The organism is Marinobacter flavimaris, from assembly GCF_045057155.1.
GTDB lineage: Bacteria > Pseudomonadota > Gammaproteobacteria > Pseudomonadales > Oleiphilaceae > Marinobacter > Marinobacter manganoxydans.
Genome location: NZ_CP171359.1, coordinates 674,765 through 698,805, shown reverse-complemented (window position 1 = coordinate 698,805; position 24,041 = coordinate 674,765). Strand labels below are relative to the sequence as shown.

Genomic DNA, 24,041 nt, shown 5'->3' with positions numbered 1-24,041 from the left:
AGACCGATGAATTTAACCCACCTTTTTTGTGCCAAAAATGCTTTATGCCTCCTAAATTAGTGTATAAATTGGGTATTAGCCTATCTGAGCCTCTGGAGACTAAATCCATTAATGACAAAAAATCAGAGCCAGAGTTGGCACAAAGACGCGACTACGGATAGCTCCGATTTGACCTTAAGGTTGCCAGGCCCCCATTTCCAGACAATCAAAACTTGGGCGGAACAACATCAAGTTGCCGAAATTTTCGAAGCCATCGCTCTGACCTTTGGCTTCACAGAAAACTTCACCGTCATCGGCAATCTTGCCCGCGAACTTTCCAACAAAGATTCGGTCTCGTTACTTGCTCAGTGGGATGCCAATCCCTATGCGTTTCAGTTGAGAGAACTGTCCTCCGCCTATAACGCTGATATTGATATATCCTCTGCGTTCTCGGGCATGCCTCATGACACATCCCGAGAAAGGACGAAAACCACACTAAGGAGAGCAGGAGCGGACATCAAGAACGAGCATTTCCTCTTAGAGATGATCGTTAATCCGTTGGCGCAATCACGGACCGATGAATTAAATCGACTCCGTCGAGCCCTCCGCCTTTGGCTCATCATGCAGGCAATTGAGAGGACAGTTAAAGACGCCTGCTTCCACGATAGCCAAATACAGCAGGTTGCAAGTGCACTAAGTCTGCCTGGCCAGAACGACAAGTGGGGAGTCATCGACGCCTTACTAACGAGGGCAAAGAGAGCCCTCACTTCTAAGCACTACTCGTATCAACAATTTAATTTGGCGCTGAGATACGCATCCACCCAGTTACTTACGCAGTATTCCGCACCCGACGACCGCAAGAGCCTTCTATTACTCAGATCTGTTCAAAAAGTAAGCGAAGGTCAGCGAAACCCAATAGTAGGTCGCCGAGTAGCTCCGGCCATCAACGCATCCTTTACTGAACTTAAGCGCTCGAATCTCGCTCTCGTACTCGACAGGACAACTGAGACACAACAGGTTTTAGCCTATTCAGAAAGCGATAGCAGCACGGCTGATCCAGACGATCTTGAGCAGCTGATTCTTTTCGATGTTAACCCCCAAGAGACTCCGGAAGAGCAGCAATTATCAGGCCGCAGCGTTGTCATGCAGACGGCAGAGCTCTCTCACTACCTGCCTTGGTCATGGGACAAGCCATTACCTCCTGAAAATCAACTGCTCGAAGACTGGCTAACGCGCAATCGGGAGAATGGCGAGTTCTCAGAGAGGCTTGGCACCGCATTGGTGTGGTTAGCAATCAATTTTGGCCGTTCCTTGGAGTTCGTACTGGAGTTTCAAATCACTGACAGTATGCAAGCGGAGTGGAGCATCTGTCGGGATGCCAGCGCGGCGCATCGAATACTTCCAAAGCGTCACAATTCCTGGTTTCCCCGCCCGCAAGACGAACAACTCATCGAGCCATTTGAGGAATGTCTACGCGTTACCTTGCCAAGCTGGGTACAGGAAATACTTCAGCACGCGACCCAGGGCAATCAGGACGCCCCCTCGTTGCGACGACTGTGGACGCTATTCGGCTCTCAAGATATAAACACCTGGTTCAACCAACATGCTCGTCAAAACTTCCCGAGACTATCCAGCGCGAAACTCGCCAATGCCCAATCGCAAAAAGTATTTGATGCAAAAGGCGATCACTCTCTCGCCCGTTTGATCTCGGCTCACCCACGCTCTGCGCTTCCTGCTGCGTGCGGTTACACCAATTGGGATATCGACGAAGTAAGGAGTGGCTTTTTATCCCATAGAACAGAAGCAGCAGCTCGTACTGAACGAATTAACTTACTTGGGAGTGTGCTGGCCCCACTGGAGTCGTTCCTCATTGAGGTCATACAGCGAGGCACCGAAAAGCTCTTCGCGACGAGGGCCTGCGATGCAATCACCTTTCACAACCACCTCGTAACCTATACGGTTACCGCCCTCTATGCAGCTACCGGATGCCGCCACTTATCGGAACCATTCGAGTCACTGAGTCATTTCTGCTTTGATCCGCCGGCAGTTTTCATCAACGACAAAAACGACGATGGACTCCACTGCGGTCGAATGGTGCCACTTGCACACGGTGCTGTTTCGATAATCAATAGCTATCTTGAGCACCTTCGCAAGCTTTCTGATGCTGTGCGAACTCAACACAAAAGATTGGCTGAACGCATCGAAAACGTGCTGCAAGGAAGGTCTGATCATTTACCCCTTTTCTTCTTACTCGATCATTTCGGGTTTTGGCATCCACTCAACGATCCGATGGTCTCGGAATCAGACTTTTTAGAGTTTGGCCTGCCTAAAAACCTTTTCCGACATCGATTCTCACAGCAACTAGCACGGTACGGCGTTAATCCTGAAGTAATTGACGGTTGGCTGGGACACGCAGAACGCGGCGTGACAACGTATAGCGACCATTCGCCACAATGCTGGAAGCATGATGCTGACGAATATCGGCAAGTTGTCGATGACTGCTTTGACCGACTCGGCTTTTCGGTGTCGTTGCCCACGGCTTCTTATGAACGCATTCAGCTTCATCACCGCCCGGACACAATCAATTACGAGGAACCAAAATATTTTGGTCAGGAAAAACGCCATCGGGAGCGATTGCGTGCGCGCAATGAGGCTCGATCCACAGCCCGGAAGGATCTGGACTTTTTTCTCGCAACCAATCCCCTTCCTGATGGCGAAAAGCTAAACCAGCCTTATGTTGATGATGCCGTCAAACACATGTTGCTGAGAGAAAATGGCCTGCCCCACCCGCGAGCAGCCATTCGAATGGAGGTATTGATCCAGTGGCTAGAAAACGCGGATTCGCAGGCTCGCCGATTCATCCGGCATAGGCTGTCGCGTTTTGGGAATGAACGATCCCTATTTCGCAGCAGCTGTGCGCAGGCGCTGCGCGTTATGCCTGAACTAAAGCTCTGGGCAAGCCAGATTAAACAAGACATTCGACAGAAGCGTTATTCGAAATCCGACGAACTTGCACTCGCGATGGCGTTGCTTGCTATCGAAAAGCGCATTTCTTATCTACAGCTACTGGAGGACCTGGTCAGGGGCAGGAACTATCGGATCATCCAGCACAAACAGCATGTTTACCTTGAGTACAACGAAGCGCTGGAATACGACAACTTTGACCAACCCGTCCAAAGGCATGAAATCGACCATGCCACTGGGCGAATGTTAGCAAGGGGTCTGGGTCTCAAGAGCATGAAAGACCTGAACCAGACACGCTGCCCCAAGCCCCTGATTTCACTATATGCAATCCTAAGAAAAACCAAGCCGCAACATGAAGCCGACCATACACGTGTCACCTTTGCGCATGTGCTTAATCTTTTAAATCACGCAGTCGAGCAAGCGAACCTGGTGGAATTACCAGGCATAGTCGCCGGGGCCCTAAGTGAGAGGAATCCCCCCACAAGCGTCTGCCTATATGACCACCTCAGAATTGTCGAAGGCCTCCGCTACAAAAGCCCTGCAAGTCATTCAACCGAGAACTTTCCAGAACCGGAAACTCCAAACATCATTCCCGCTATGGCCCCCCTGGGCAACTCCAGAGCGTTTTACTCTGAGTCAGCGGTATTTTTGCGCGCATTGCACGACATTTTGAATCAATACACCAAAAGCAAATCTGAGACGATAGCCAGGCAAATCGAAAGACACTGTCGTTCAAATGCCCGCAAGGTCAGCAGCGCGATCTTGATGATTGGCTACTGGGTCGCCTTCCGCATTCTACGAGGAAAAGGAGCACCCAATCGAAAACACAAACCTTATGCTGCAAGCTCTATCAAGCGCTACTTGACAGCGCTGTCGCCTGCGTTTCGAGGCTTAGCCTCAAACACTGACCTTATTAGCATGACCGAGGAAGAGGTCACCGAACTGTGCGCAAGGATGCTGGAGCACCAAGGGCACAAGCAGAAAGATCTCCATTACTTCTCAGCTCGACTCATCGACTTTTTTGACTGGGCTACCGAACACGGCGTGTCAGCTCCGGACTGGGATGAACTGGATATAAGGCGTTCAGGCCGTTCGGTTCGCCCACGGCTGTTTTCCGAAGAAGAATATCATCGGGCTCTGAAAATACTTCTGCACCAGGACCCTGCGGATGCGGATCGTGGCAGGCAAGCAGCGTTTGTCCTTCTGCTCGCATTTCGATTTGGACTCAGGGCACAAGAGGCTTTAGGTCTACTCCGTTCCGATTGGTGCCAATCCGGCCAACTGACTTGGGTGCTGGTACAGAACAATCCGATTCGAGCCTTAAAAAATGCTCAGAACAGCCGACGAGCCGTACCGCTGATGTTTGAGCTGGCTGAGACTGAGCGGATGCTGGTCGAGACAATTCTTACTCAATATACAACTCGCTCTGGGGATATCACCAACAAGCCGATTTTAGGCGCAAACGATAGCACTCTCACCCCTTTTGCCAAATCGATTCCTTCAGATATTGCCAAAGCACTTAAACTCGTCACCGGCAATTCAAGGATGAGCCTGCATCAGGCAAGACACGTGTTTTGCAATGTGTTGACCAGCGCCGTGTTCGGGATTCACACGCCTCTGGCATCACATCTGTCCCCATCTTCTGACGATGAAGTCATCAAAACGATCATGTTGGGAACCAATTCCGGTCTCACAAGACGCGGCGCGATGGCAATTGGGAGGGTGCTAGGACACCAGACGCCACACACGCAGATGCGCTCATATAACCACCTGCTCACCGAGTGGGCGGACGCCCTCACGCCGCTCACCTCCCGCTACAAAGGCACCATCAGAAAAGCGATTCAGATCGTAAGCGCCAATAAATCCGCACCTGTGGCTGGCAACTGAATTTCGCCACACTGATTCCTGCTTTCAAATGAAGGAGGAATCCGATGACCACCCCTGATTTACATCAGTTCTGGCAACAGACGCTATCGGACTGGCAGGCCTCGGGCCTGTCCGGTGCCGCCTACTGCAAACAAGAGTCCCTTGTTTACCACCGGTTTGTCTACTGGCGGCAGAAGCTGACTGGCCGCGAGGAGCCCAGCAAGCCGGTTCAAACTCGATCCGGATTCGCCCGCGTGGCACCGGTTGCGAATGCCGGAGCCGGTCTGACCGTGTCACTGCCCGGCGGCGTATCAATCACCGGCCTGCACGCTGGCAACATTGAGTTGCTGGGCGCGGTGCTGAGGCAGATGTGATGCGTCACCGCTATCTGCGTCCCTCCTGGGATCTGCCGGAGATCTATCTGTACCGAAAGCCGATCGACTTCCGCAAGCAGGCCAACGGCCTAGCCCTGCTGGTGGAACAGGAACTGGGGCACAGCCCGTTCTCTGGAGCGCTTTATGCCTTCACCAACCGGCAGCGGAACAAGATCAAATGCCTGATGTGGGAAGACAACGGCTTTGTGCTCTATTACAAAGCTCTGGCTGAAGAAAAGTTCAAATGGCCAGGACCCGCGGATGACTTGATGTCGCTGACCGGTGAGCAGATCAACTGGCTGCTGGACGGCTACGACATCACGCTGTTGAGAGGCCATAAAACCCTGCATTATGAGAGCGTTGGATAGTGCTTTTAGTAGCACTTTTTTGGTGTGCCAGGACGTTGTTTTTGCTATAATTTCGCCATGAAATCAACGCCTGATAACGCCTCTTCAACTCCCGATTTCAGCGGTCTCTCCACCGCTGAAATGATGTCTGTTATCAGCAATCTGCAAGCACAGCTGGCCGCTAAAGAAGACGCCCTCCAGAACCAACAAGTTCAACTGAAACAGCACGACGAGACCCTCCAGCGTCGCGACAACTATATCGCCATCCTCGAAGAACTGCTGCGTCACAAGAAGATCCAGCAGTTCGCGGCCAGCAGTGAAAAGCAGCCCAACCAGATCCTGCTGTTCGATGAAGCGGAGCTGGAAATCGAGATTGATGAACTGCGCGAGGAGCTGCCCGAGGATGTCGAAGAGGCCGACGCTCCTCGTCGTTCCCGCAAGCGTCGTCAGCGTGGCTTCTCTGATACGCTACTGCGCGAGCGCATTGAACTGACCCTCAGCGACGAAGAGAAAGCCGGTGCCACCAAGACCTTCTTCACCAAGGTGAAAGAAGAGCTTGAATATATCCCGGCCCAACTGAAAGTGCTGGAGTACTGGCAGGAAAAGGCGGTGTTCGAGCAGGACGGCGAAGAACGGATTGTTGCGGCTGCTCGGCCAGCACACCCGCTGGGTAAGTGCATCGCCACCCCATCACTGCTGGCCTGCCTCATTACCTCCAAGTATGCCGACGGCCTGCCGTTGTACCGGCAGGAACAGATGTTCCAGCGCCTGGGGCATGAAGTGAGTCGCACCAGCATGGCTCACTGGATCATCCGGTTGAATGACGTCTTCCAACCGCTGATCAACCTGATGCGGGAAACCCAGAACGGCAGTGATTACCTGCAAGCCGATGAAACCCGGATCCAGGTGCTCAAGGAAGACGGCAAATCGGTCCACTCCGACAAATGGATGTGGGTCACCCGGGGTGGCCCACCGGGACAACCCTCGGTTCTGTTCGAGTACGACCCATCGCGAGGTGGCAAAGTGCCGGTGCGCCTGCTGGATGACTTCCAGGGCATTCTGCAAGCCGATGGCTATTCCGGCTACGGTCAGGTCTGTGCCGCGAACAAGCTGACCCGAATCGGATGTTGGGACCACGCGAGACGTAAGTTCGTGGAAGCGTCCCGGGCTGCGCCGGCCAAAGGCAAAAAGGGCCAGCCCTCAAAAGCGGATGTGGCCCTGAGCCACATCCGCAAACTGTACGCCATTGAAAAGGCCGCCCGAGATCTGAGCGATGAAGAGCGCTATCAGTTACGTCAGGAAAAGAGTCTGCCATTGCTCAACACCTTCAAAGCCTGGCTGGAGAAAAATGCCGCCAAGGTGATGAAAGGCCTGCTCACCCGTAAGGCCATGGATTACACCCTGAACCAGTGGGACTATCTGGTTGGTTACTGCGAACGCGGTGACCTGAACATCAGCAATGCCGGTGCCGAGAACGCTATTCGCCCGTTTGCCCTCGGCAGAAAGGCCTGGCTCTTCGCCGATACCTCACAAGGGGCGAAAGCCAGCGCCACCTGCTATTCGCTCATCGAAACCGCCAAGGCCAATGGCCTGGAGCCTTCCGCTTATATCCACCATGTGCTGGAACGAATTGCTAAGGCCGACACGCTGGAGAAGCTTGAAGCCTTGCTGCCCTGGAATGCCGAGTTGTTGGCTTTGAAAAAAGTGGCTCAATACGATTAGGGCAAGTGGGTCGATTTAACGGCGCTTACTATGGAAGCAGGTTGAAGGGGTGGCGTATCCTGTTGGTTGATCACCGCGACGATCACAACCAACAGAGGAATGATACGCCATGTCCAAGTCTAACCTGCATGCTCTTTCACAACCAGAGGTAGCCGGCAACGATCCCTTGCACGAGTTAATCCGTCAGGGTGCCCGTGATCTGATTGCACAGGCTGTCGAGACGGAGCTGGAGAGCCTGTTGAAGCAGTGCGCAGACGTCAAGACACCGGATGGCCGCCGTGCTGTGGTGCGCAATGGGCACCTTCCCAAACGCACTGTTCAGACCGGCGTCGGCGACGTAGAAGTCCAGGTTCCCAAAGTCCGGGACCGCAGTGGCTCTGGCATTCGCTTCAACAGCCACCTGCTGCCACCCTACCTGAAGCGTGCCCGGAGTCTGGAGGAACTGATTCCCTGGCTCTACCTGCGGGGCGTCTCCTCCGGTGACTTCCAGGAGGCCCTGAGCGCGCTGGTCGGCGAGCAGGCCAACGGGTTGTCGGCGAACACGGTCTCCCGGCTCAAGGCGAAGTGGCTGGATGAGCACAAGGACTGGCAGCGCCGGGACTTGAGCCAGAAACGCTATGTGTACTGGTGGGCCGACGGCGTGTACAGCAACGTCCGGCTGGACGATCGACTCTGTCTGCTGGTAATCATCGGCGTGACTGAGCATGGCCACAAGGAATTGGTGGCTGTCGAGGATGGCCACCGGGAGTCCGAGGCCAGTTGGCGAGAGCTGCTCACGGACTTGCGGGAACGTGGTCTGGAGCCGTCGCCCAGGCTGGCTGTGGGTGACGGCGCACTGGGCTTCTGGAAGGCTCTGAGCAAAGTGTTTCCGGACACCCGGCACCAGCGGTGCTGGGTGCACAAGACGGCCAATGTGCTGGACAAGCTGCCCAAGTCGGTGCAACCGAAGGTGAAGTCAGCCTTGCATGAGATCTACCTGGCAGAGACTCGTGACAGCGCCCACAAGGCGTTTGACAGCGCTTTGCGGCGGTTCCGGGACAAGTACCCGAAGGCCATGGAAAACCTGGAGAAGGACCGGGATGAGCTGCTGGCCTTCTACGATTTCCCGGCGATTCACTGGATTCACTTACGGACCACCAATCCGATTGAATCCACCTTCGCCACAGTACGGCTGAGAACCAAGCGGAGCCGGTCTTGTGGCAATCGCGACACCACGTTATCGATGGTGTTCAAGTTGCTCCAATCCGCCCAGAAACGCTGGAAGCGGATCAAGGGGTTCAACCAACTGAAGCTGGTCGTGGACAACGTGCAGTTTCAGGATGGAATACCGGTGGAGGATCAATCTGACAGGAGCGCTGCCTGATGGTCATACACCAGATTTGACAATAACTCTAATTTGAATCGAAATATGCTTTCAAATATTCGGGGATGAGTCTGTTCTCATCTACCCGGTAGTATGTTGTTTGAGGGCTGAGAATATAATTCTCAAACTCGGTATCTAGTACAGCAGTGAAACCCAAAGACCCTTTATGCGAGATCAGTACATCTCTAGGTTTTGCAAAGCCGATTCTCAGCTTATCCAGCCACTCATCTCCGAGATAATAGCAACGATCGAACAATATCTTGCCTCGTCGAATTACATTGGCCGTTAGGAATGGGATTCCTTCTTTGATAAATTCGCTCACTTTTGGGTGGTCGTTGCCATGGTTCCCATCTTGAACATGTTGGATGATTTCCTGAGCTAGGCAGTCCGAGACGGTCTTTACCTCCCACCCCTTCGGATTGGTAGCCGGATCACCGAACATATCCAGAAACACAGCCCGGAGGAATTCGTCGGCGAGCTGGATGGCTTGCTGGCGTTTGCGGCGGATGGCGTCGGCTTTGTCGAGGATGGTGGCGATGCGTTTTTGTTCAGCTAGCGCTGGCAGTGGGATTTCCAGCCTCGCAACATCTTTCGGGTAAAGGTGTATGCCTTTAACAAGATTTTTAATCTGAAACCTAGCTTGGGGAGAGCTCAACCAATAATTTAAGAATCGCGGGTGTAATTGCTCCTCGTCAGCACGAGCAACCAGCCACTCTCCTGTTGGCAAAGAGTCCACAACACTAGCTTCAGCACGATACTGTTTACTCCCAACATAATCGGAGTTGTGCGCGGCATTTAATACCAAGGTGTCATCAACGCTGATCTTTTTGCTTGAAAATTTCTCTGCAAATTCAGAATCAACAAACGAGCCAAAATCTCCCTTAAAGGCACCATTAACGTCGACGTCCTTTATTTTAAGGACCGGATGCCCGTTATCTCTTTGTTCGGCTTTGGCGGGCGTTTTCCCATTAAACACTGTAGCGACATTAGCCAATTCAACTCTCTGCCAACTCACAGCATCGCCTCCAGCGCATCCAGATCGGCCAGAATTTCACTCTCCAATCCTTTGAGGCGTTGCAGAATCACCTTTGGGTCTTCGTACTCTTCCTCCTCGTAAACCACTTCCTTATAACGGTTGATAGAGAGATCGAACTTGTTCCCAACAATGTCGGAAGCATCTACCACGAACGCTTTTTGGGTCTTGTCACCAAAGGCTTGCTCAATGTCTTCAGCACTGGCGTTGGCTTCCACTAGCCCACGGTATTGCTTCCACTTAGCGATGGCATCCGGAAGATCATTGGAGCCCTCGCCTGTCAGCGGAGTGCGCTTGTCATCCAGGCTGAGGCCATCCGCTTGCAGGTCATAGAACCAAACGCGGTCAGTAGAACCGCCCCTGGTAAAAATCAGGATCGCGGTGCTTACGCCCGCATAGGGTTTGAACACACCACTGGGTAGGCTGACGATGCCTTCGAGCTGGTTGTTTTCGATTAACTCCTTACGCAGCTGCTGGTGGGCTTTGGAAGAGCCAAATAAAACACCGTCGGGCACGATCACCGCCGCTCGGCCGCCAAGTTTGAGAGAACGCAGGATATGCGCCACGAAAAGCAGCTCGGTCTTCTTGGTTTTAACTACCCCCAATACGTCGGGATTGGTATTGGTTTCATCCAGGCTACCCTTGAACGGCGGATTGGCCAGGACGATATCGAAGAACTCTTCCTCCTGTTCCGGATAATGCTCTTTGATGGATTTGTTGAGGCTGTCCTGATAGAGAACGTTGGCGCCGTTCACCCCATGCAGCATCATGTTCATGCTGCTCACCCTGAGCATGGTGGTGTCGAAGTCGAAGCCCCAGAACATCTGTTTGTTGATGTGTCCCCGGTAGGGCTCAAGCAGGTCGCCGGTAAAATGGAGATTACCGTCTTCGTCGGTAAAGGTGCCTGCGTCACTGGAATACTTCTTGTTAAGGTATTCCATAGTCCGCGCCAGGAAACCTGCCGTGCCGCAAGACGGATCGCAGATAACGTCTGTGGGCTGCGGATCAATCAGCTCGATCATCGCATCGATGATATGTCGCGGCGTGCGGAACTGGCCGTTAATACCTGCGGTGGTAAGTTTACTGAGCAGGTGTTCATAGATATCGCCTTTTACGTCGCTCTGGGTGAGCGGCAGGTTGTTGACCATTTCCACGGCGGAGACAAGCACGGACTCATTCTTGATCTCCAGATCCGCATCCTGCATGTACACCCCGATATGCCCCAACGCCTGGATGGCGGTGCCTTCTGTGCCTAACCCCTCTTCTTCTGAGTGCTGACCCAAGCTGGCGAAGTACGGATAGACATTATTCTTGAGGTGCTTATGCAGCTCCTTGCCACTCATGTGGTGGAAGTTTTTCCAGCGAAGGAGCTGGCCATCTGATGTGTCCGGGAATAGGCGGTCGAAGGGTTTGCCCGTGCGGGCCGCCTTGCGTTCAGCTACCTCTTCTTGCATGTCCAGCATGCGGGCGAACATGATGTAGCTGATCTGCTCTATTACGGTCAGGGGGTTGGTGATGCCCCCGGTCCAGAACTTTTCCCAGAGCTTGTCGATGTCGTTACGAAGTTGGCCTGTAAGCATTAAATCGGTTTCTCGTTGGTGACTAGAGGTCTATTGATTGGATGCGACGTCGTCGGTCGCTTCTTCTGGGTTGTCCAGAGCTCGAGAGTCTTCCTCTTCGGGCTCTTCAATGGCTTCAACAATCATTGAGAGCCGTTCTGTCTCGAAATCCCTGTGTGCCGGCTCGATGGCAGGCATGGACTTTGTGACCTTTGCGGAAAGCTTGGTGAAACGCTCAACCTTGCCATAAAGGCCCTGCTTGCCAGCCAGGGCGGTGACGGTATCGTTGTAGTGATTGCTAACGGTGTTGAGTGTGCCGCCGAGCTTATTCAAGCGTTCGGCCACGGTACACACTTGGTTGTAGATATCGCCGGCCTTTTCACTGATTTCACGGGCTTCGGCGTTGCTACGCTCAATCATCCAGAGGTTGGACACGGTTCGCAGAATTGGAATCAGTGTGGTGTGGGACACTAGCACGATGTTCTTCTTGTAGCCGTACTCGAAGAGGTCCTTGTTGCTTTTCAGAGCTTCTATGTACGCCGGTTCAATTGGCATGAACATGAGCACGAAACTGGGGCTGCGCATACCGACAAGATTGGTGTAATCCTTACCGGCCAGATCATCAATGTGGCGACGCACCGCTTTTACGTGTTCCGCCATTGCCAGGTTGTACTCTTCTTCGGTGTCTGCAGATACCGCACGGTCGTATGCCACCAGGGAGACTTTACTGTCGATGATGATGTGCTTTTCATCCGGCAGTTTGATCAGGTAATCGGTCTGCTTCTGCTTGCCCTCATCATCCTTGAAGCTGCTCTGCACTGCGAAGTGAGCATCTTCAATCAAGCCGCTCATTTCCAGGGTTCTGCGCAACTGGGCTTCGCCCCAGGCACCGCGCTGTTGGGAATCCCCTTTCAGAGCAGAAGTCAGGCTCGTCGCTTCCTTGCTCATCTGCAGACCAATATCCAGTACTTTCCGGATTTCGGCATTCAGGTTGCTGTTACCCCGAAGAGACGCATCGTGAACTTCGTTGATGCGCTTCTGGAAGCCTTCAATTTGCTCACGAAAGGGCTTGAGCATGCTGTCGATGCTGCTCTGGCTGGTTTGAGTGAAGGTCTTGCCTTTCTCCTCAAAGATTTTGTTCGCTATGTTCTCGAACTCTTTGGTAAGCGCCTGCTTGGTTTCGCCTAGCTGCTGCATCTGCTCCTGGAAGTGCTCTTCCTTGCGTTCCAGCGTGGTTTTTAGCTCCGTGTGTTCGCTGCTGAGGCTTTGGTAGCGTTCCTGAAGCTCCGAATACCTTTCCTGCTGAGCCGACAGGTTTACCTTGGTTTCTTTCAGCTGTTCTCTCGCGTCTGTGTCTGACGATTCCAGGGCCTTCGCTTTCTTTCCTTCTTCTGCCAGCCTGTCCTTGAGCTGGCTCATCTGCTCTCGCTCCTCTTGGAGGTCCAGCTCTGCACGCCCCAGCCGTTCACGCAGGTCATCTACACGCTCCTGGAGGGCGCGATTGTCTGCCTGGAATGTTTCCAGCTGCCTCTCGGTCGCATGATGGCGTTGGCGAGACTCCTCCAGTTTAGCGTTCACAGAGGTAAACTCTTCTTTCTGGCTTCGCAGCTCGTCAGTTAGACGTTGCTCGTTAGATTGGGCACCGGTCAGCTGCGCTTGCAGTCGGCTTTCTGCCAGATCCTTCTCATGCAGTGATGATTCCAGATCTTTTATCGAATCCTGCAAGCTTTGATTCAAGCCGTCTGCTTGCTCCAGATTTCCTTGCAGCTGTTCCAGCTGGGCAGTGAGCCTGGCAACCTTTCGACTTAGCACCACGGTGGCCATTAAAAAGCCCAGCCCAGCGAGCGCGATGCCTATCAGGCTGGCAATTACGATCAGTTCGTTCGTCCATTGAATAGTCTGCATAGTTATCCCTGTAGTTCCGCGGGCTGAGAATCTGGTTTTAGAAACGGCCTCAGCACATCAATCAGCTCACCCACATCGTCCGGTTTGAAAACGCCGTCGATTCCCTCATGGGATACCGAGGTAAATGGCGCATCGTAGAGAGTTTCGACCACGATGGAGCCGTGCTGTGCAATGTAGTTCTTCAGCAGGTTCATGAATCGTACTTGCTGGGCTGTCAGCGTCGGATGGGCGTGAAGGAACTGTTTGAAATGCTCTTCTACCGCCTGAGGGTCAAGGCCAATGATCTCTCGCACCGTGAGATCTAACTGGTCTGCTGTCCGACCATAGAACTCGTTCAATACATCCAGGCTGACCCCCGGATGCGTCGTAAGAATCGTTGATGTCAGAGTTTGGAGATCCGACTTACCGATTGCCTCGCCGTTGTGGATTTTCTGGAGGATCGGGTTTTCCGAAAGCATCTTGTCCAGAATGCCCTTGAGACGGCGGCGATAGATCATGGCTTCGTTTGCACCGGCTATGTAAACCTCGCGCTCTTGGATCCAAACCTCGCCATCTTTCGTTCTGGTTGTTTGCGTTCCAGCACCCGGATAAACCTTAGGCTTTCGGTACTTCATAATGCCGCGCAGCTCCAGCCGGGCATGCTCCAACTTTTCAATGCTTGGATCTGCCCAGAACGAAGCACTCTTGACGTCTTCGATCACTTTGTCTTTCTGGCGAACGGCCTGGATGTTTACCGCCAGCCTTTCGACTTCCGCAATGAGTGCCGTCTTGCCATCTTCAAAGCAGCTCGCCTTTTCTACCAGACAACGCTCGATGCTTGCCATGAGTTTGTCCAGCGCCGTTGCATGCTTGTCCCGAAGTACGCGACTGGACATAAGAGGCGCGATGGTTTCTGCCAGCAGGTGCTGTGTTCGCGCATCCAGTTTATCCAACAGATCCGTTTGCTGAAGCTGGTGAACCACCCGCAGGTTGCGCCGGACAGCAATGCTCTCATCAGGCAGGTCATTGATGTCTTCCTTGAGAAGGCGCACACCCACGTCGTAACCTGCCGCATGGTTCTGCTTCAGGGCCGCCTGTGCCAGAGTCAGCCGCTCCTCAAAAGTGGTTTGAAGAAGTGACTTGCTGCCGGTGTCTTCGGGCTCTTTGTACTCTTCTTCAAAGAAATCAAAGTTGCCGTAGTGGTCAAAAATTAGAAACTCAGTTTTGTCCTGCCCTGGGCCGAACAGATTCGGCCGAAGGCGGGTACCCCGGCCGATCATCTGCCAGAACTTCACCCAGGATTTAACGCGCTTGGCAAAGACGAGGTTGACGATTTCCGGCACGTCGATACCGGTATCCAGCATGTCTACTGAGATGGTGATACGGAAATCATTATCCGGTTTTTTGAATTCCTTGATCAGGCTATCCACGTGAGGAATGGCGTTGTGGATGACTTTGCACACTTTGGTCCCGTACTGCGGATACATCTTGCAGAACAGCTTCTCGAGGTGTTCTGCATGGTCCTGGCGCTGGGCAAAAATGATCGTTTTTCCAACCAGTGAGCCGGTTTCATCCTTGATGCCATTATCAACCAGGTTTTCCAGGATGACGCGATCAGTCGCCTCACTGAAAATCTTCCGGCCTATGTCTGAGCCAGCGATGGTGGTAGTCCGGGCTTCTTCTTCACCTAGATCTTCTTCGAGCTGCTGTTGTTGGTCCGGATTCAGATCGCCGTAGTGAATGCCCTCACGAAGAAATTCGGTCGTCAGGTCTTTTACCCTGAACGGCACCAGGTAAGGCGGCTCATTGTTGATCGCTGCATCCAGACCGAATTCGAACGTCGGGTCGGTCGTCTCACAATCGAAGATATCAAAGGTGTTACGGCTGATGAACTTGACCGGTGTTGCGGTTAGGCCAACCTGCAGCGCATCGTAGTAATCGAACAAATCCCGATATTTGTTATAGATACTACGGTGGCTCTCGTCGGCAATGATCAGGTCGAAGAACCCCACATCCAGCTGGGCAAACCGATTCATCATGCCGGGATAGGTGGCGATGTATATGCGCGCGGAGTCATCAATCTTGCTAGTCTCACCGATAACACAGCGGGGCTCACTGGGAAGGTTCTGCTTGAACGCATCATCCGCCTGAATTCGAAGCTCTTTTCGGTCACACAGGAACAGCACCCGCTTGGCCCACCCGGTCCGTGTAAGCAGCTCTGCCAGAGCGATCGCAACTCGGGTTTTACCTGTGCCCGTTGCCTGAATGATCAGCGCCTTGCGCCTTTGATTCTGGAAATGGGCGGCAACGGTTTTGATGGCCTCAATCTGATAAGGGCGGTCAGCGATCTTAAGCTCAGGGTTGAAACGCTCAAGTTCTGCGGCGCGGTAGTGGCGCTGGTAAATCAGATATTCCAGACTTTCCTGGCTATAGAATCCATAGACCGGACGGTAGGTATTGTACTGGTGGTCATCCCAGATGAAGGTTTCATAGCCATTGCTGTAGAAGATGACAGGCCGCTGGAACCCCATGTACTCAAAAGAGTTGGCGTATAAACGGGCTTGCTCCCGCCCAGCCTGGAGGTTCACCGTGCCGGATTTCTTCGCCTCGATCAGCGCAAGCGGCTGGCCATTCTCACCCCAAAGTACATAGTCGACATAGCCCTTGCCCGAGGGATTATCGGGGAATTTCACCTCAACTTCCTGGCCAACCTGGGCCGGATTGCCAATATCCCAGCCTGCTTTAACCAACATCGCGTCGATCAGCTGGGAGCGGGTTTTGGCTTCGTTCCATTGAAGAGAGTCAGCCGCCTGCTGGCTTCGTTGTTTACGCGCTTGCTGCTCAGACTCGGCCGGCTGCTTGAACGACTCGGCTTGCTTGGCGCGCTCGCGGTCCAGCTCGACCATCACCCGCTCGAGCTCTTCCTGCTGCCTCTCCATATCTTTCTTATAACTAGAGACGGACTTTTTCAATTGAGCGATGGCGTTGGCTGGATCCGGAATCTCCTTGAGAGGTGGCAGGTTTTCCTTTGGCTCCCCGCCATAGGTAAGCGCCATGTAACCTGCCAGCTGGTGAGCCGTTGAAAGCGACATCTTTGCACTCTGCAAGTCGCCTTCCGCACCGTGGGCTGGATCATTGCCTTGAATCCGCAGAAAATTGAGCTGGTGGATAAGCGATTTATCGACACAGTCGGCGAAGACCGGGTTTTTGGTCAGTTCATAGAACGTGGCCTGCGGAATTCTGGGCAGAGACTCTTCTTTGTAGATTGTCTTGATCATCTCCTCGCCGAAGCTTCGCAGACGCGTCAAGGCGCTTCCGGGGTCGACATGAAGAACGGCCTCAGCCAAACCGCCGAGGTTTGCCAGGACATCGTACTTGGGCCGAAGAAACTCGAAATTGACCGATTTCATAAAGGATACTCTGCTCATGTCAGTCCTTTTGCGAGGACCATGCCATTTTTATTCGATGTCGTATTTTTCGATCCAATTGCTCAACGTCTGCTGGCTTTTCAAGCCGAGAAGTTTTGCAGCCTTCGTTTTATTCTGTGCCGTGTGAGCCATGGCATTCTGAATATAATGCGCAGCCAATTCGCCCATTATTCGATTCAGATCAACGCCTTGACTAACATCCTGATTCAGAAGATCCGGCTCACGCTCTGGCATAGTGAATAGTGCCTGGTGTAATTCCGCACCTGTTATGTTTTCGCCTGAACTCCAGAGCGTTGCCCTTACGAGAGTGGAGCGAAGCTCCCGAACATTGCCTCGCCAGGGGTGTTGAAGAATAACTTTTTTTGCGTCAGCGGAAAGTTTCTTACCGGAGAACGCCGGATCCTGGTCACCCTGAGCTTTGAGCATCATATCTGCAAGTAACGAAAGGTCACCTTCTCGGGCACGAAGAGGCGGCAGGTGCAGAACTCCCACGGCCACACGGTAGAAAAGATCCTCCCGGAAATGACCATCTGCAACCGCTTCCATGAGATTGCGATGTGTGGCAGTGATGATGCGCACATCTACAGGCAGCTCTTTGTCACTACCTACCGAGACTAATCGGCCTTCCTGCAACACACGAAGCAGCCGAACCTGCGATTGTGGCGACAGCTCACCAAACTCATCGAGGAATAAAGTGCCGCCATCAGCCTGTTGGAATACTCCAGAACGATCTGCGACCGCCCCTGTAAAGGCTCCCTTCTTGTGGCCAAAGAGAGTCGAATCAATCAGCTCTTCAGGAATGGCCCCGCAATTCAATGCAATGAACGGTTTCTCGCGACGCGGGCTGGCATTGTGGATGGCACGGGCGAACAATTCCTTCCCCGTGCCTGTCTCGCCATAAATCAGGACTGGCACGTTCCGCTCAGCAAGGATCTGCGCCTGCTGCTTGAGCAGAATCATGCTCGGGTTTTGAGTAACGATGTTGTCGAATGCCGCATTGATCGGGACTCGAGCATCTGTGAGGGCATTCAGCTTGACATCTGAAATTTCGGAAACAGAAGGGACAAATTCAGCGGCAAGCTCGAAGGGTATCTCTACCCTCTCTACTCCACTCTCTCGTGAGGACTGATAGAAAACAGCTGGATATCTGGTTTTGCCAAGCAGTATCCAGACCGCTTGCATAGCAGGTGTGCCAGGGCTCAACAGAATCGATAGCTCGGTTTCAGTGGTCGACAGTTCTTTCAGGAGGGGCTCTACACACAGATATATTTCACCGAAACTGACCGGTGAGCTGAGCTTGGCTTCAGTGGCTTTGATAGGTATGTCGACTTGTTGCTGCAACCATGAGAGGTATGGCTCGACCTCAGTTTGAGGATAGGAATACAACAGATGAGCCGAATCAAATTCAGCGGTTTTTAGCGTCGACAAGATCGGACCCGATGACTCGCCGGCTATCGCTTTTAGGTCGTTGCCTCCGATCCAACTTACCAGTTTTTTTTGCACTCGACGCCCCGTCCATGGTTACAACAATTACTCTTCAACAGCCTGAGAGTCTAGCTTTCAGTGGGCAGTCTGTCTGTTGCAACTCCTAACTAACCCACCAATTTCTCAGTATTTTATATCTGCCTTTTCGAGCCATTAAAATACATCCAAAGCAAGTTACTGCTCACAGCTATTCCAAATCCATCAACGCTTTGGTCAGATACGTCTGAAGAGCGTTGGACAAGGTGCTAATATCAACATCTTCACGGTTCCTCTGCCGCTTCCATACCTCATTCCGAAGCCATAGTGCGACGGCATCGAAGTTGTCTCGCGCCCTTTGCTGTTTTAGCAGCCAGACCAGGTCTCGCCCTTGCGAAATATTGTTCAAACGAATTAAAACTTCCGCCACTTCGGCGATATCTCTCTGAGTCTCGAAGCTAAGAGATGATTTAGGCATTTTCAGATTCCTCCAAGTCTTCTGAACGCGAGCCAATCAGGCGCTCGAAGGCGCTGCCGTCCATACGGGTCACATTCGGAATAAAACGCGAGTAAACCTTGAACAACATTTCAGTAGAGGAATGGCCCAACACTCGAGCCACCCATTCAGGATTCTCTCCGGATGCCAACAACAACGTGGCTGCGGTATGCCGTGTCTGATAAGGCCGACGCTTTTTCAAGTTCAGAGCGTGAAGTAAGGGGTACCATACGCGCTTGGTGACATTATTGTGATCAAGTGGCTCACCAAGGCGATTACAGAATACGAACTTGCTCAGCTTGCCAGTTGCCGCATGCTGAGCCTTGAGTGCCTCGTAAACCGGACCAAACATCGGGATTTCCCGCTGGGAGCCATCGGTTTTGGTGTACTCGGTCTTACCATTGATCAGCGTCTCGCGAACCAGAATCTCGCGCTTCTCAAAGTCCACGTGCTCCCACTTCAAGCCATCGATCTCGCCAGTGCGCATGCCGGTGGAGTTATGGTGATTTCTGGTGTATGGAAGCAGGTTGAAGGGGTGGCGTATCCTGTTGGTTGATCACCGCGACGATCACAACCAACAGAGGAATGATACGCCATGTCCAAGTCTAACCTGCATGCTCTTTCACAACCAGAGGTAGCCGGCAACGATCCCTTGCACGAGTTAATCCGTCAGGGTGCCCGTGATCTGATTGCACAGGCTGTCGAGACGGAGCTGGAGAGCCTGTTGAAGCAGTGCGCAGACGTCAAGACACCGGATGGCCGCCGTGCTGTGGTGCGCAATGGGCACCTTCCCAAACGCACTGTTCAGACCGGCGTCGGCGACGTAGAAGTCCAGGTTCCCAAAGTCCGGGACCGCAGTGGCTCTGGCATTCGCTTCAACAGCCACCTGCTGCCACCCTACCTGAAGCGTGCCCGGAGTCTGGAGGAACTGATTCCCTGGCTCTACCTGCGGGGCGTCTCCTCCGGTGACTTCCAGGAGGCCCTGAGCGCGCTGGTCGGCGAGCAGGCCAACGGGTTGTCGGCGAACACGGTCTCCCGGCTCAAGGCGAAGTGGCTGGATGAGCACAAGGACTGGCAGCGCCGGGACTTGAGCCAGAAACGCTATGTGTACTGGTGGGCCGACGGCGTGTACAGCAACGTCCGGCTGGACGATCGACTCTGTCTGCTGGTAATCATCGGCGTGACTGAGCATGGCCACAAGGAATTGGTGGCTGTCGAGGATGGCCACCGGGAGTCCGAGGCCAGTTGGCGAGAGCTGCTCACGGACTTGCGGGAACGTGGTCTGGAGCCGTCGCCCAGGCTGGCTGTGGGTGACGGCGCACTGGGCTTCTGGAAGGCTCTGAGCAAAGTGTTTCCGGACACCCGGCACCAGCGGTGCTGGGTGCACAAGACGGCCAATGTGCTGGACAAGCTGCCCAAGTCGGTGCAACCGAAGGTGAAGTCAGCCTTGCATGAGATCTACCTGGCAGAGACTCGTGACAGCGCCCACAAGGCGTTTGACAGCGCTTTGCGGCGGTTCCGGGACAAGTACCCGAAGGCCATGGAAAACCTGGAGAAGGACCGGGATGAGCTGCTGGCCTTCTACGATTTCCCGGCGATTCACTGGATTCACTTACGGACCACCAATCCGATTGAATCCACCTTCGCCACAGTACGGCTGAGAACCAAGCGGAGCCGGTCTTGTGGCAATCGCGACACCACGTTATCGATGGTGTTCAAGTTGCTCCAATCCGCCCAGAAACGCTGGAAGCGGATCAAGGGGTTCAACCAACTGAAGCTGGTCGTGGACAACGTGCAGTTTCAGGATGGAATACCGGTGGAGGATCAATCTGACAGGAGCGCTGCCTGATGGTCATACACCAGATTTGACAATAACTCATGCCGGTGTAGAAGCGAACCAGGTAGTAATTCTGATAGTCCTTCCGCACATATTTGGTAATCCGCTCTACCTCATGCAGAGAAAAAGGTTCGATGTTTACCTTCTTCAGCTTCAGCGGTTTGATGTTGCGATACGGGTTCGCAAAGTCGAAGCGCTCGGCGCCTTCGGTCAGAATCATCCGCAGAATCGCCATGTGGCTATTGATGGTCTTGGGAGCCATCTGGATATTGCCCGCCCTACCCTTGCGGCTCGCCAGCTTGTTGCGGGCTGCCAGGATGTTCGCTTTGGTGATTTCTGTCAGACGTTTGTTATTAAATGCCGGCTTGAGAGAGCTCTCAAGAATAGACTCAACATTGCGTAGATGAGAGGCGCGCCATTGAATCTTGTTCTCCTCAAGCCACAGGTCGGCGAAATCCGGGAACAGCGGCGACTGATCGGTTTCCTGCTCCGGATCAGCCATTGCATTGGAAGCCCGACCCGTGCCGGATAGCGCGCCTGCCTTGGCCAGCTTTTTCAAGTTCCTGCTGCCCGGAAAGAATTCAGCGTAATCGAATTCACCTAAAAGGATTTTGGCCTCAACCTTCTGAAGAAGAGCTTCGCATTTTTTACGATTGGCCGGCGTATCTGGCAGCGCGGTCTGTTCCCTGCACCGTAGCCCCTCAAACATAAAATCTAGATAAAGCTTGCCGGTCTCCTTTCGCTCTCTCACCTTACCCATGACATACCGCTCCGCTTGCCATAGGAATTGACAGGTGTTCGTGCTCACGAGCACCGACCAGCATCTCTTTTTCGACTTCTTCCCAGAGGAAAAGAATTTTCCGCCGGCCGAAAGGCTTAATGTAATGCTTGCCCTCCAACAGCACAGTGTCTTTAAGACATTGACGAATTGTCCGGCAGTCGTATTTGATGCGGCCAGCAAGCTCTTCAGTGGTCAGGTAGGTGTAGGAATTTTCCATCGAAATCTTCCTTCTGTTGCGCTACGCTAAATCAACAAAAGACATTCTCCATATCAGAATGCCATCCTAAATGACATTTTAAGCAACAAAAGTACATTTGCAAGCATTTTTTGCCATTCTGGATGACATTTTTTAATTAAGGATGGTCAGAAATGGTTCGATGCCATCTCGCTCGGCTGATGGGCGAGCGAAAAATGAAGATCGTGGACGTAGCCAGAGAGACGGGGCTTAACAGGAATACTGTAACCCTGCTCTACAAAGAAACAGCGCAAAGGATAGACCTGGAAGCTATTGAGAAACTCTGCCGATTATTTGAATGTGAGGTGGGAGACCTGCTCGAGTTGCAAGAAGATCATTGAGCAAATGAGATGGTTAAAGGGCCACTCTCATCGATTCAATGATGTGTTGCCGCAGCTGCTCTCCATCGCTTGACCCGTCGCGGACCAACTACTTCGTTTGCTGTGACCACAAAGCAGACCCTGTCAGATAGGGGCCTGCCCAATCCGCTATTCGAGAACAAAGGCACGCTGAGGTCGCAAAGCGAACATTCAGGTTGGCAATAAAGCTTATGTAACGGGCCGGTTTGGAGAACCAAAGGAGAACCGGCCCCGTTGATTAGAAGCTTCTACGTCCATCTACGCAGACCCTCCGCAACCCCCGGACTTTTCTGACGATGAGCGGTACTGAAACCGGGCCAGGGTAACGACTTCGCACAAACTTGATGCATCCGGCCTAATTTTGGGGCACTTAAAGAATCAATTGCGGTTGGCGAGTAATAGGGAAATCACCCATAAACCACAAAAATGCCCTATAAACAGAAAGTTAAATAATCTCCTTGATTGTTGGCACAAAATTTCCTTAACTAGTTAGCAAGTTACAGAAGCTGGCGAAAACCGTAAGTCTTCAAAAAAATAGCAGCGCTGGAATGGGCGCTAGGGGTATCGAAGCCTGAACATTCGCAATTCGCGAATGCTCAGGCTTTTTTTATGGAATAGAAAGATGTCTGAAACTGTAAAGGTTGGATTACTTGTCTCGTCCAATGGCACATATCAGGACATGGGGCGCAGCACATTAGCTGGTCTTCGAAATGCAATCACGGAAATCAACGAAGATCCCGCTTTCGAGTTCACCATCGTGCCAGAAGAACAGGATCCGCGTGGTGAACTAAATGCGTACGCGGGTTGCTTAGATCGCCTGATCGAAAGCGGTGCTAAACACATTTTCGGAACAACAACATCTGCAAGTCGCAAAGAGATTATTCCAGACTTGGAACGTGCCAATAGGATGCTCTGGTACTCCTGTCCATATGAAGGCTACGAATGCAGCGAAAATGTTCTCTACCTCGGCGGCTGCCCCAACCAGAATCTTCTACCGCTTATGCAACATGCGATTGCCAACTTTGGCGCTAGAGCATGTCTGGTGGGCTCGAATTACGTTTGGGGTTGGGAAAGTAACCGGATCGCCCGCGAGATAGTAGAGACAGCTGCAGGCGAAGTTATTACAGAAAAATACTACCGCTTCGGTGATACGGGGTTCGATACCCTCATTGAAACCATTATTAGAGACCGTCCTGGCTTTGTTTTAAACAACTTGGTCGGTCAGTCCTCATACCACTTCCTCCGCCAGTTAAGCGCAGCTTGCTTAAAGAAAGGCATTCGCATCCCTGTCCTGAGTTGCAATTTTACAGAATCTGAATTGCCACGCATCCAAGGTGCAGACTCCATTCGACTACTGTCTTGCGGTGCTTTTTTTGAAAGCGTCGCTCCCTCTTTCGTTGCGAAACAAAGCGCATTACATGGGAGACAGCCCTTCTCGCACTATTACACCGCTGCCTATATCTCAATGCATCTATTTGCAACGGCACGGCAGAGAGTCGGCCATGACGATCCTGAAGCCATTGCTGACGCTCTGTATCGAATGGAATACCAATCTTTGTTGGGCGATATAAAGATTGCGGAGCACAACAACCACCTTAGCCTGCCCAGCTTTATCGCTGAAGCTAAAGGAAATCGTTTCGAACTCGTTCTTGTTGAAAGCGGCTCGATAGCCGCAGATCCATACCTGGTGCAAAGCAACTTCGACGTGTTCAGGACCCTTGCAGCGCGGAGTAACCAAGGCAACTTTCTGAGGTTAGTCAAATGACACAAGAAAAGCCGTCTTTTCGTATTCGCCGAAAGCTTTTGCTAGTTGATTGTGACGACCGGACGGAGCAAATGCTTACCAAGAGCATCCGGCGTCTTGGAATGGAAGCCATCTCATCAGATTCAGCTGTTCAGACTCTCGAAGAGAACATCCTCGCGGTGATTGTTGAGATTGATGAATTACAGAGCCGAGAAATCCTGAATCAAGCCAGTAAACAGGGGTTACCCGTAATCGCACTTTCGCGCCACGAAACACTGTCACAAATTCAGAGCGCAATTCGGGTGGGCGCAACCGCCATGCTAAATCGGCCGCTAACTCAGAGCTCCGTGTACACCACGCTGATGATGGCCAGTAATTTAAGAGAACAGATAAACGCTTTGAAGGCTGAAAACTCGCGCCAATCCCTCCAAATACAGGCTCGCCCTCAAATCGCCAAAGCGGTCGCAAGGTTAATGACAGACCTGAAAATTGATGAGCATGATGCCTTCGACCGTATTCGCACTTTATCAATGGAACTCAATATCAGTATCGAAACGATCTGCACTGATATCGAGCAGATAGAACCTACCATTGGGATCAGGAACTAAT

General features: G+C 52.6%; 17 protein-coding genes and 1 pseudogene. 9 read left to right on the top strand and 9 right to left on the bottom strand.

The features are described 5' to 3' along the window. The first annotated feature begins 111 nt into the window (after positions 1-111). The 5 genes from ACGK9W_RS03360 (at position 112) to ACGK9W_RS03340 (ending at position 8,615) form a co-directional block, all read left to right on the top strand. Positions 112-4,830 (top strand): hypothetical protein, encoded by a 4,719-nt coding sequence (locus tag ACGK9W_RS03360; RefSeq protein ID WP_405419057.1) that lies wholly within the window; start codon positions 112-114, stop codon positions 4,828-4,830. A gap of 44 nt (positions 4,831-4,874) precedes the next feature. Then, the gene (tnpA, locus tag ACGK9W_RS03355; protein WP_008169631.1) at positions 4,875-5,183 is read left to right on the top strand and encodes an IS66 family insertion sequence element accessory protein TnpA; all 309 of its coding nucleotides are present in this window, start codon (positions 4,875-4,877) and stop codon (positions 5,181-5,183) included. Beyond that, positions 5,183-5,551, top strand: coding sequence for an IS66 family insertion sequence element accessory protein TnpB (gene tnpB, locus ACGK9W_RS03350; protein ID WP_008169629.1), 369 nt, complete (start codon positions 5,183-5,185; stop codon positions 5,549-5,551). Before tnpA ends, tnpB begins: the two co-directional genes overlap by 1 nt. 57 nt (positions 5,552-5,608) lie before the next feature. After that, positions 5,609-7,252, top strand: coding sequence for an IS66 family transposase (tnpC, locus tag ACGK9W_RS03345; RefSeq protein WP_008169627.1), 1,644 nt, complete (start codon positions 5,609-5,611; stop codon positions 7,250-7,252). Positions 7,253-7,361: 109 nt separating this feature from the next. Beyond that, a complete protein-coding gene (locus ACGK9W_RS03340) occupies positions 7,362-8,615 on the top strand; it encodes an IS256 family transposase (protein WP_008172221.1) in 1,254 nt (417 codons plus the stop codon). Positions 8,616-8,643: 28 nt separating this feature from the next. Here ACGK9W_RS03340 and ACGK9W_RS03335 read toward each other — a convergent pair whose 3' ends face one another. The 7 genes and pseudogenes from ACGK9W_RS03335 to ACGK9W_RS03305 all read right to left on the bottom strand — a co-directional run. Next, positions 8,644-9,630 (bottom strand): restriction endonuclease subunit S, encoded by a 987-nt coding sequence (locus ACGK9W_RS03335; RefSeq protein WP_405419056.1) that lies wholly within the window; start codon positions 9,628-9,630, stop codon positions 8,644-8,646. Next, a complete protein-coding gene (locus tag ACGK9W_RS03330; RefSeq protein ID WP_092034136.1) occupies positions 9,627-11,228 on the bottom strand; it encodes a class I SAM-dependent DNA methyltransferase in 1,602 nt (533 codons plus the stop codon). The genes ACGK9W_RS03335 and ACGK9W_RS03330 overlap by 4 nt, the downstream gene beginning before the upstream one ends. A 30-nt stretch (positions 11,229-11,258) precedes the next feature. Beyond that, positions 11,259-13,112: a DNA recombination protein RmuC gene (rmuC, locus tag ACGK9W_RS03325; RefSeq protein WP_092034138.1), complete on the bottom strand. Its 1,854-nt coding sequence runs from the start codon at positions 13,110-13,112 to the stop codon at positions 11,259-11,261. Positions 13,113-13,114: 2 nt separating this feature from the next. Continuing rightward, positions 13,115-16,519 carry a DEAD/DEAH box helicase family protein gene (locus ACGK9W_RS03320; protein ID WP_254775547.1) on the bottom strand — a complete coding sequence of 1,135 codons (3,405 nt, stop codon included), beginning with the start codon at positions 16,517-16,519 and terminating at the stop codon, positions 13,115-13,117. A 30-nt stretch (positions 16,520-16,549) separates the two neighbouring features. Further along, positions 16,550-18,022, bottom strand: coding sequence for a sigma-54-dependent Fis family transcriptional regulator (locus ACGK9W_RS03315; RefSeq protein ID WP_217646367.1), 1,473 nt, complete (start codon positions 18,020-18,022; stop codon positions 16,550-16,552). A gap of 169 nt (positions 18,023-18,191) precedes the next feature. After that, a complete protein-coding gene (locus ACGK9W_RS03310) occupies positions 18,192-18,458 on the bottom strand; it encodes a hypothetical protein (RefSeq protein WP_092034143.1) in 267 nt (88 codons plus the stop codon). Continuing rightward, a pseudogene (locus tag ACGK9W_RS03305) lies at positions 18,451-18,969 on the bottom strand (site-specific integrase); the annotation flags it as partial. The pseudogene ACGK9W_RS03305 and the gene ACGK9W_RS03310, both read right to left, overlap by 8 nt. Before the next feature lie 102 nt (positions 18,970-19,071). On the opposite strand from ACGK9W_RS03305, the gene ACGK9W_RS03300 reads away from it, so the two are divergent. Beyond that, complete coding sequence (locus ACGK9W_RS03300; RefSeq protein ID WP_008172221.1) at positions 19,072-20,325, top strand: IS256 family transposase; 1,254 nt, start codon at positions 19,072-19,074, stop codon at positions 20,323-20,325. Here ACGK9W_RS03300 and ACGK9W_RS03295 read toward each other — a convergent pair. Both ACGK9W_RS03295 and ACGK9W_RS03290 read right to left on the bottom strand, forming a co-directional pair. Then, positions 20,240-21,073, bottom strand: coding sequence for an Arm DNA-binding domain-containing protein (locus ACGK9W_RS03295; RefSeq protein ID WP_405419052.1), 834 nt, complete (start codon positions 21,071-21,073; stop codon positions 20,240-20,242). The genes ACGK9W_RS03300 and ACGK9W_RS03295 overlap by 86 nt on opposite strands. Then, the gene (locus ACGK9W_RS03290) at positions 21,066-21,311 is read right to left on the bottom strand and encodes a hypothetical protein (protein ID WP_062785067.1); all 246 of its coding nucleotides are present in this window, start codon (positions 21,309-21,311) and stop codon (positions 21,066-21,068) included. Before ACGK9W_RS03290 ends, ACGK9W_RS03295 begins: the two co-directional genes overlap by 8 nt. A 152-nt stretch (positions 21,312-21,463) precedes the next feature. Between ACGK9W_RS03290 and ACGK9W_RS03285 the strand changes: the two genes are divergently transcribed. From ACGK9W_RS03285 to ACGK9W_RS03275, 3 genes are all read left to right on the top strand, one after another. After that, positions 21,464-21,670, top strand: coding sequence for a helix-turn-helix transcriptional regulator (locus ACGK9W_RS03285; RefSeq protein ID WP_008937849.1), 207 nt, complete (start codon positions 21,464-21,466; stop codon positions 21,668-21,670). Positions 21,671-22,310: 640 nt separating this feature from the next. Next, positions 22,311-23,453 carry a transporter substrate-binding protein gene (locus ACGK9W_RS03280; protein ID WP_339779379.1) on the top strand — a complete coding sequence of 381 codons (1,143 nt, stop codon included), beginning with the start codon at positions 22,311-22,313 and terminating at the stop codon, positions 23,451-23,453. Then, positions 23,450-24,040, top strand: coding sequence for an ANTAR domain-containing response regulator (locus ACGK9W_RS03275; RefSeq protein WP_405419049.1), 591 nt, complete (start codon positions 23,450-23,452; stop codon positions 24,038-24,040). Before ACGK9W_RS03280 ends, ACGK9W_RS03275 begins: the two co-directional genes overlap by 4 nt. The last annotated feature ends 1 nt before the right edge of the window (position 24,041 follow it).

Excerpts from the sequence above, each read along its gene's own strand:
- ACGK9W_RS03360 (WP_405419057.1), top strand. The coding sequence starts at position 112 with ATGACAAAAAATCAGAGCCAGAGTTGGCACAAAGACGCGACTACGGAT.
- tnpA (WP_008169631.1), top strand. The coding sequence starts at position 4,875 with ATGACCACCCCTGATTTACATCAGTTCTGGCAACAGACGCTATCGGAC.
- tnpB (WP_008169629.1), top strand. The coding sequence starts at position 5,183 with ATGCGTCACCGCTATCTGCGTCCCTCCTGGGATCTGCCGGAGATCTAT.
- tnpC (WP_008169627.1), top strand. The coding sequence starts at position 5,609 with ATGAAATCAACGCCTGATAACGCCTCTTCAACTCCCGATTTCAGCGGT.
- ACGK9W_RS03340 (WP_008172221.1), top strand. The coding sequence starts at position 7,362 with ATGTCCAAGTCTAACCTGCATGCTCTTTCACAACCAGAGGTAGCCGGC.
- ACGK9W_RS03330 (WP_092034136.1), bottom strand. The coding sequence starts at position 11,228 with ATGCTTACAGGCCAACTTCGTAACGACATCGACAAGCTCTGGGAAAAG.
- rmuC (WP_092034138.1), bottom strand. The coding sequence starts at position 13,112 with ATGCAGACTATTCAATGGACGAACGAACTGATCGTAATTGCCAGCCTG.
- ACGK9W_RS03320 (WP_254775547.1), bottom strand. The coding sequence starts at position 16,519 with ATGAGCAGAGTATCCTTTATGAAATCGGTCAATTTCGAGTTTCTTCGG.
- ACGK9W_RS03310 (WP_092034143.1), bottom strand. The coding sequence starts at position 18,458 with ATGCCTAAATCATCTCTTAGCTTCGAGACTCAGAGAGATATCGCCGAA.
- ACGK9W_RS03300 (WP_008172221.1), top strand. The coding sequence starts at position 19,072 with ATGTCCAAGTCTAACCTGCATGCTCTTTCACAACCAGAGGTAGCCGGC.
- ACGK9W_RS03295 (WP_405419052.1), bottom strand. The coding sequence starts at position 21,073 with ATGGGTAAGGTGAGAGAGCGAAAGGAGACCGGCAAGCTTTATCTAGAT.
- ACGK9W_RS03290 (WP_062785067.1), bottom strand. The coding sequence starts at position 21,311 with ATGGAAAATTCCTACACCTACCTGACCACTGAAGAGCTTGCTGGCCGC.
- ACGK9W_RS03285 (WP_008937849.1), top strand. The coding sequence starts at position 21,464 with ATGGTTCGATGCCATCTCGCTCGGCTGATGGGCGAGCGAAAAATGAAG.
- ACGK9W_RS03280 (WP_339779379.1), top strand. The coding sequence starts at position 22,311 with ATGTCTGAAACTGTAAAGGTTGGATTACTTGTCTCGTCCAATGGCACA.
- ACGK9W_RS03275 (WP_405419049.1), top strand. The coding sequence starts at position 23,450 with ATGACACAAGAAAAGCCGTCTTTTCGTATTCGCCGAAAGCTTTTGCTA.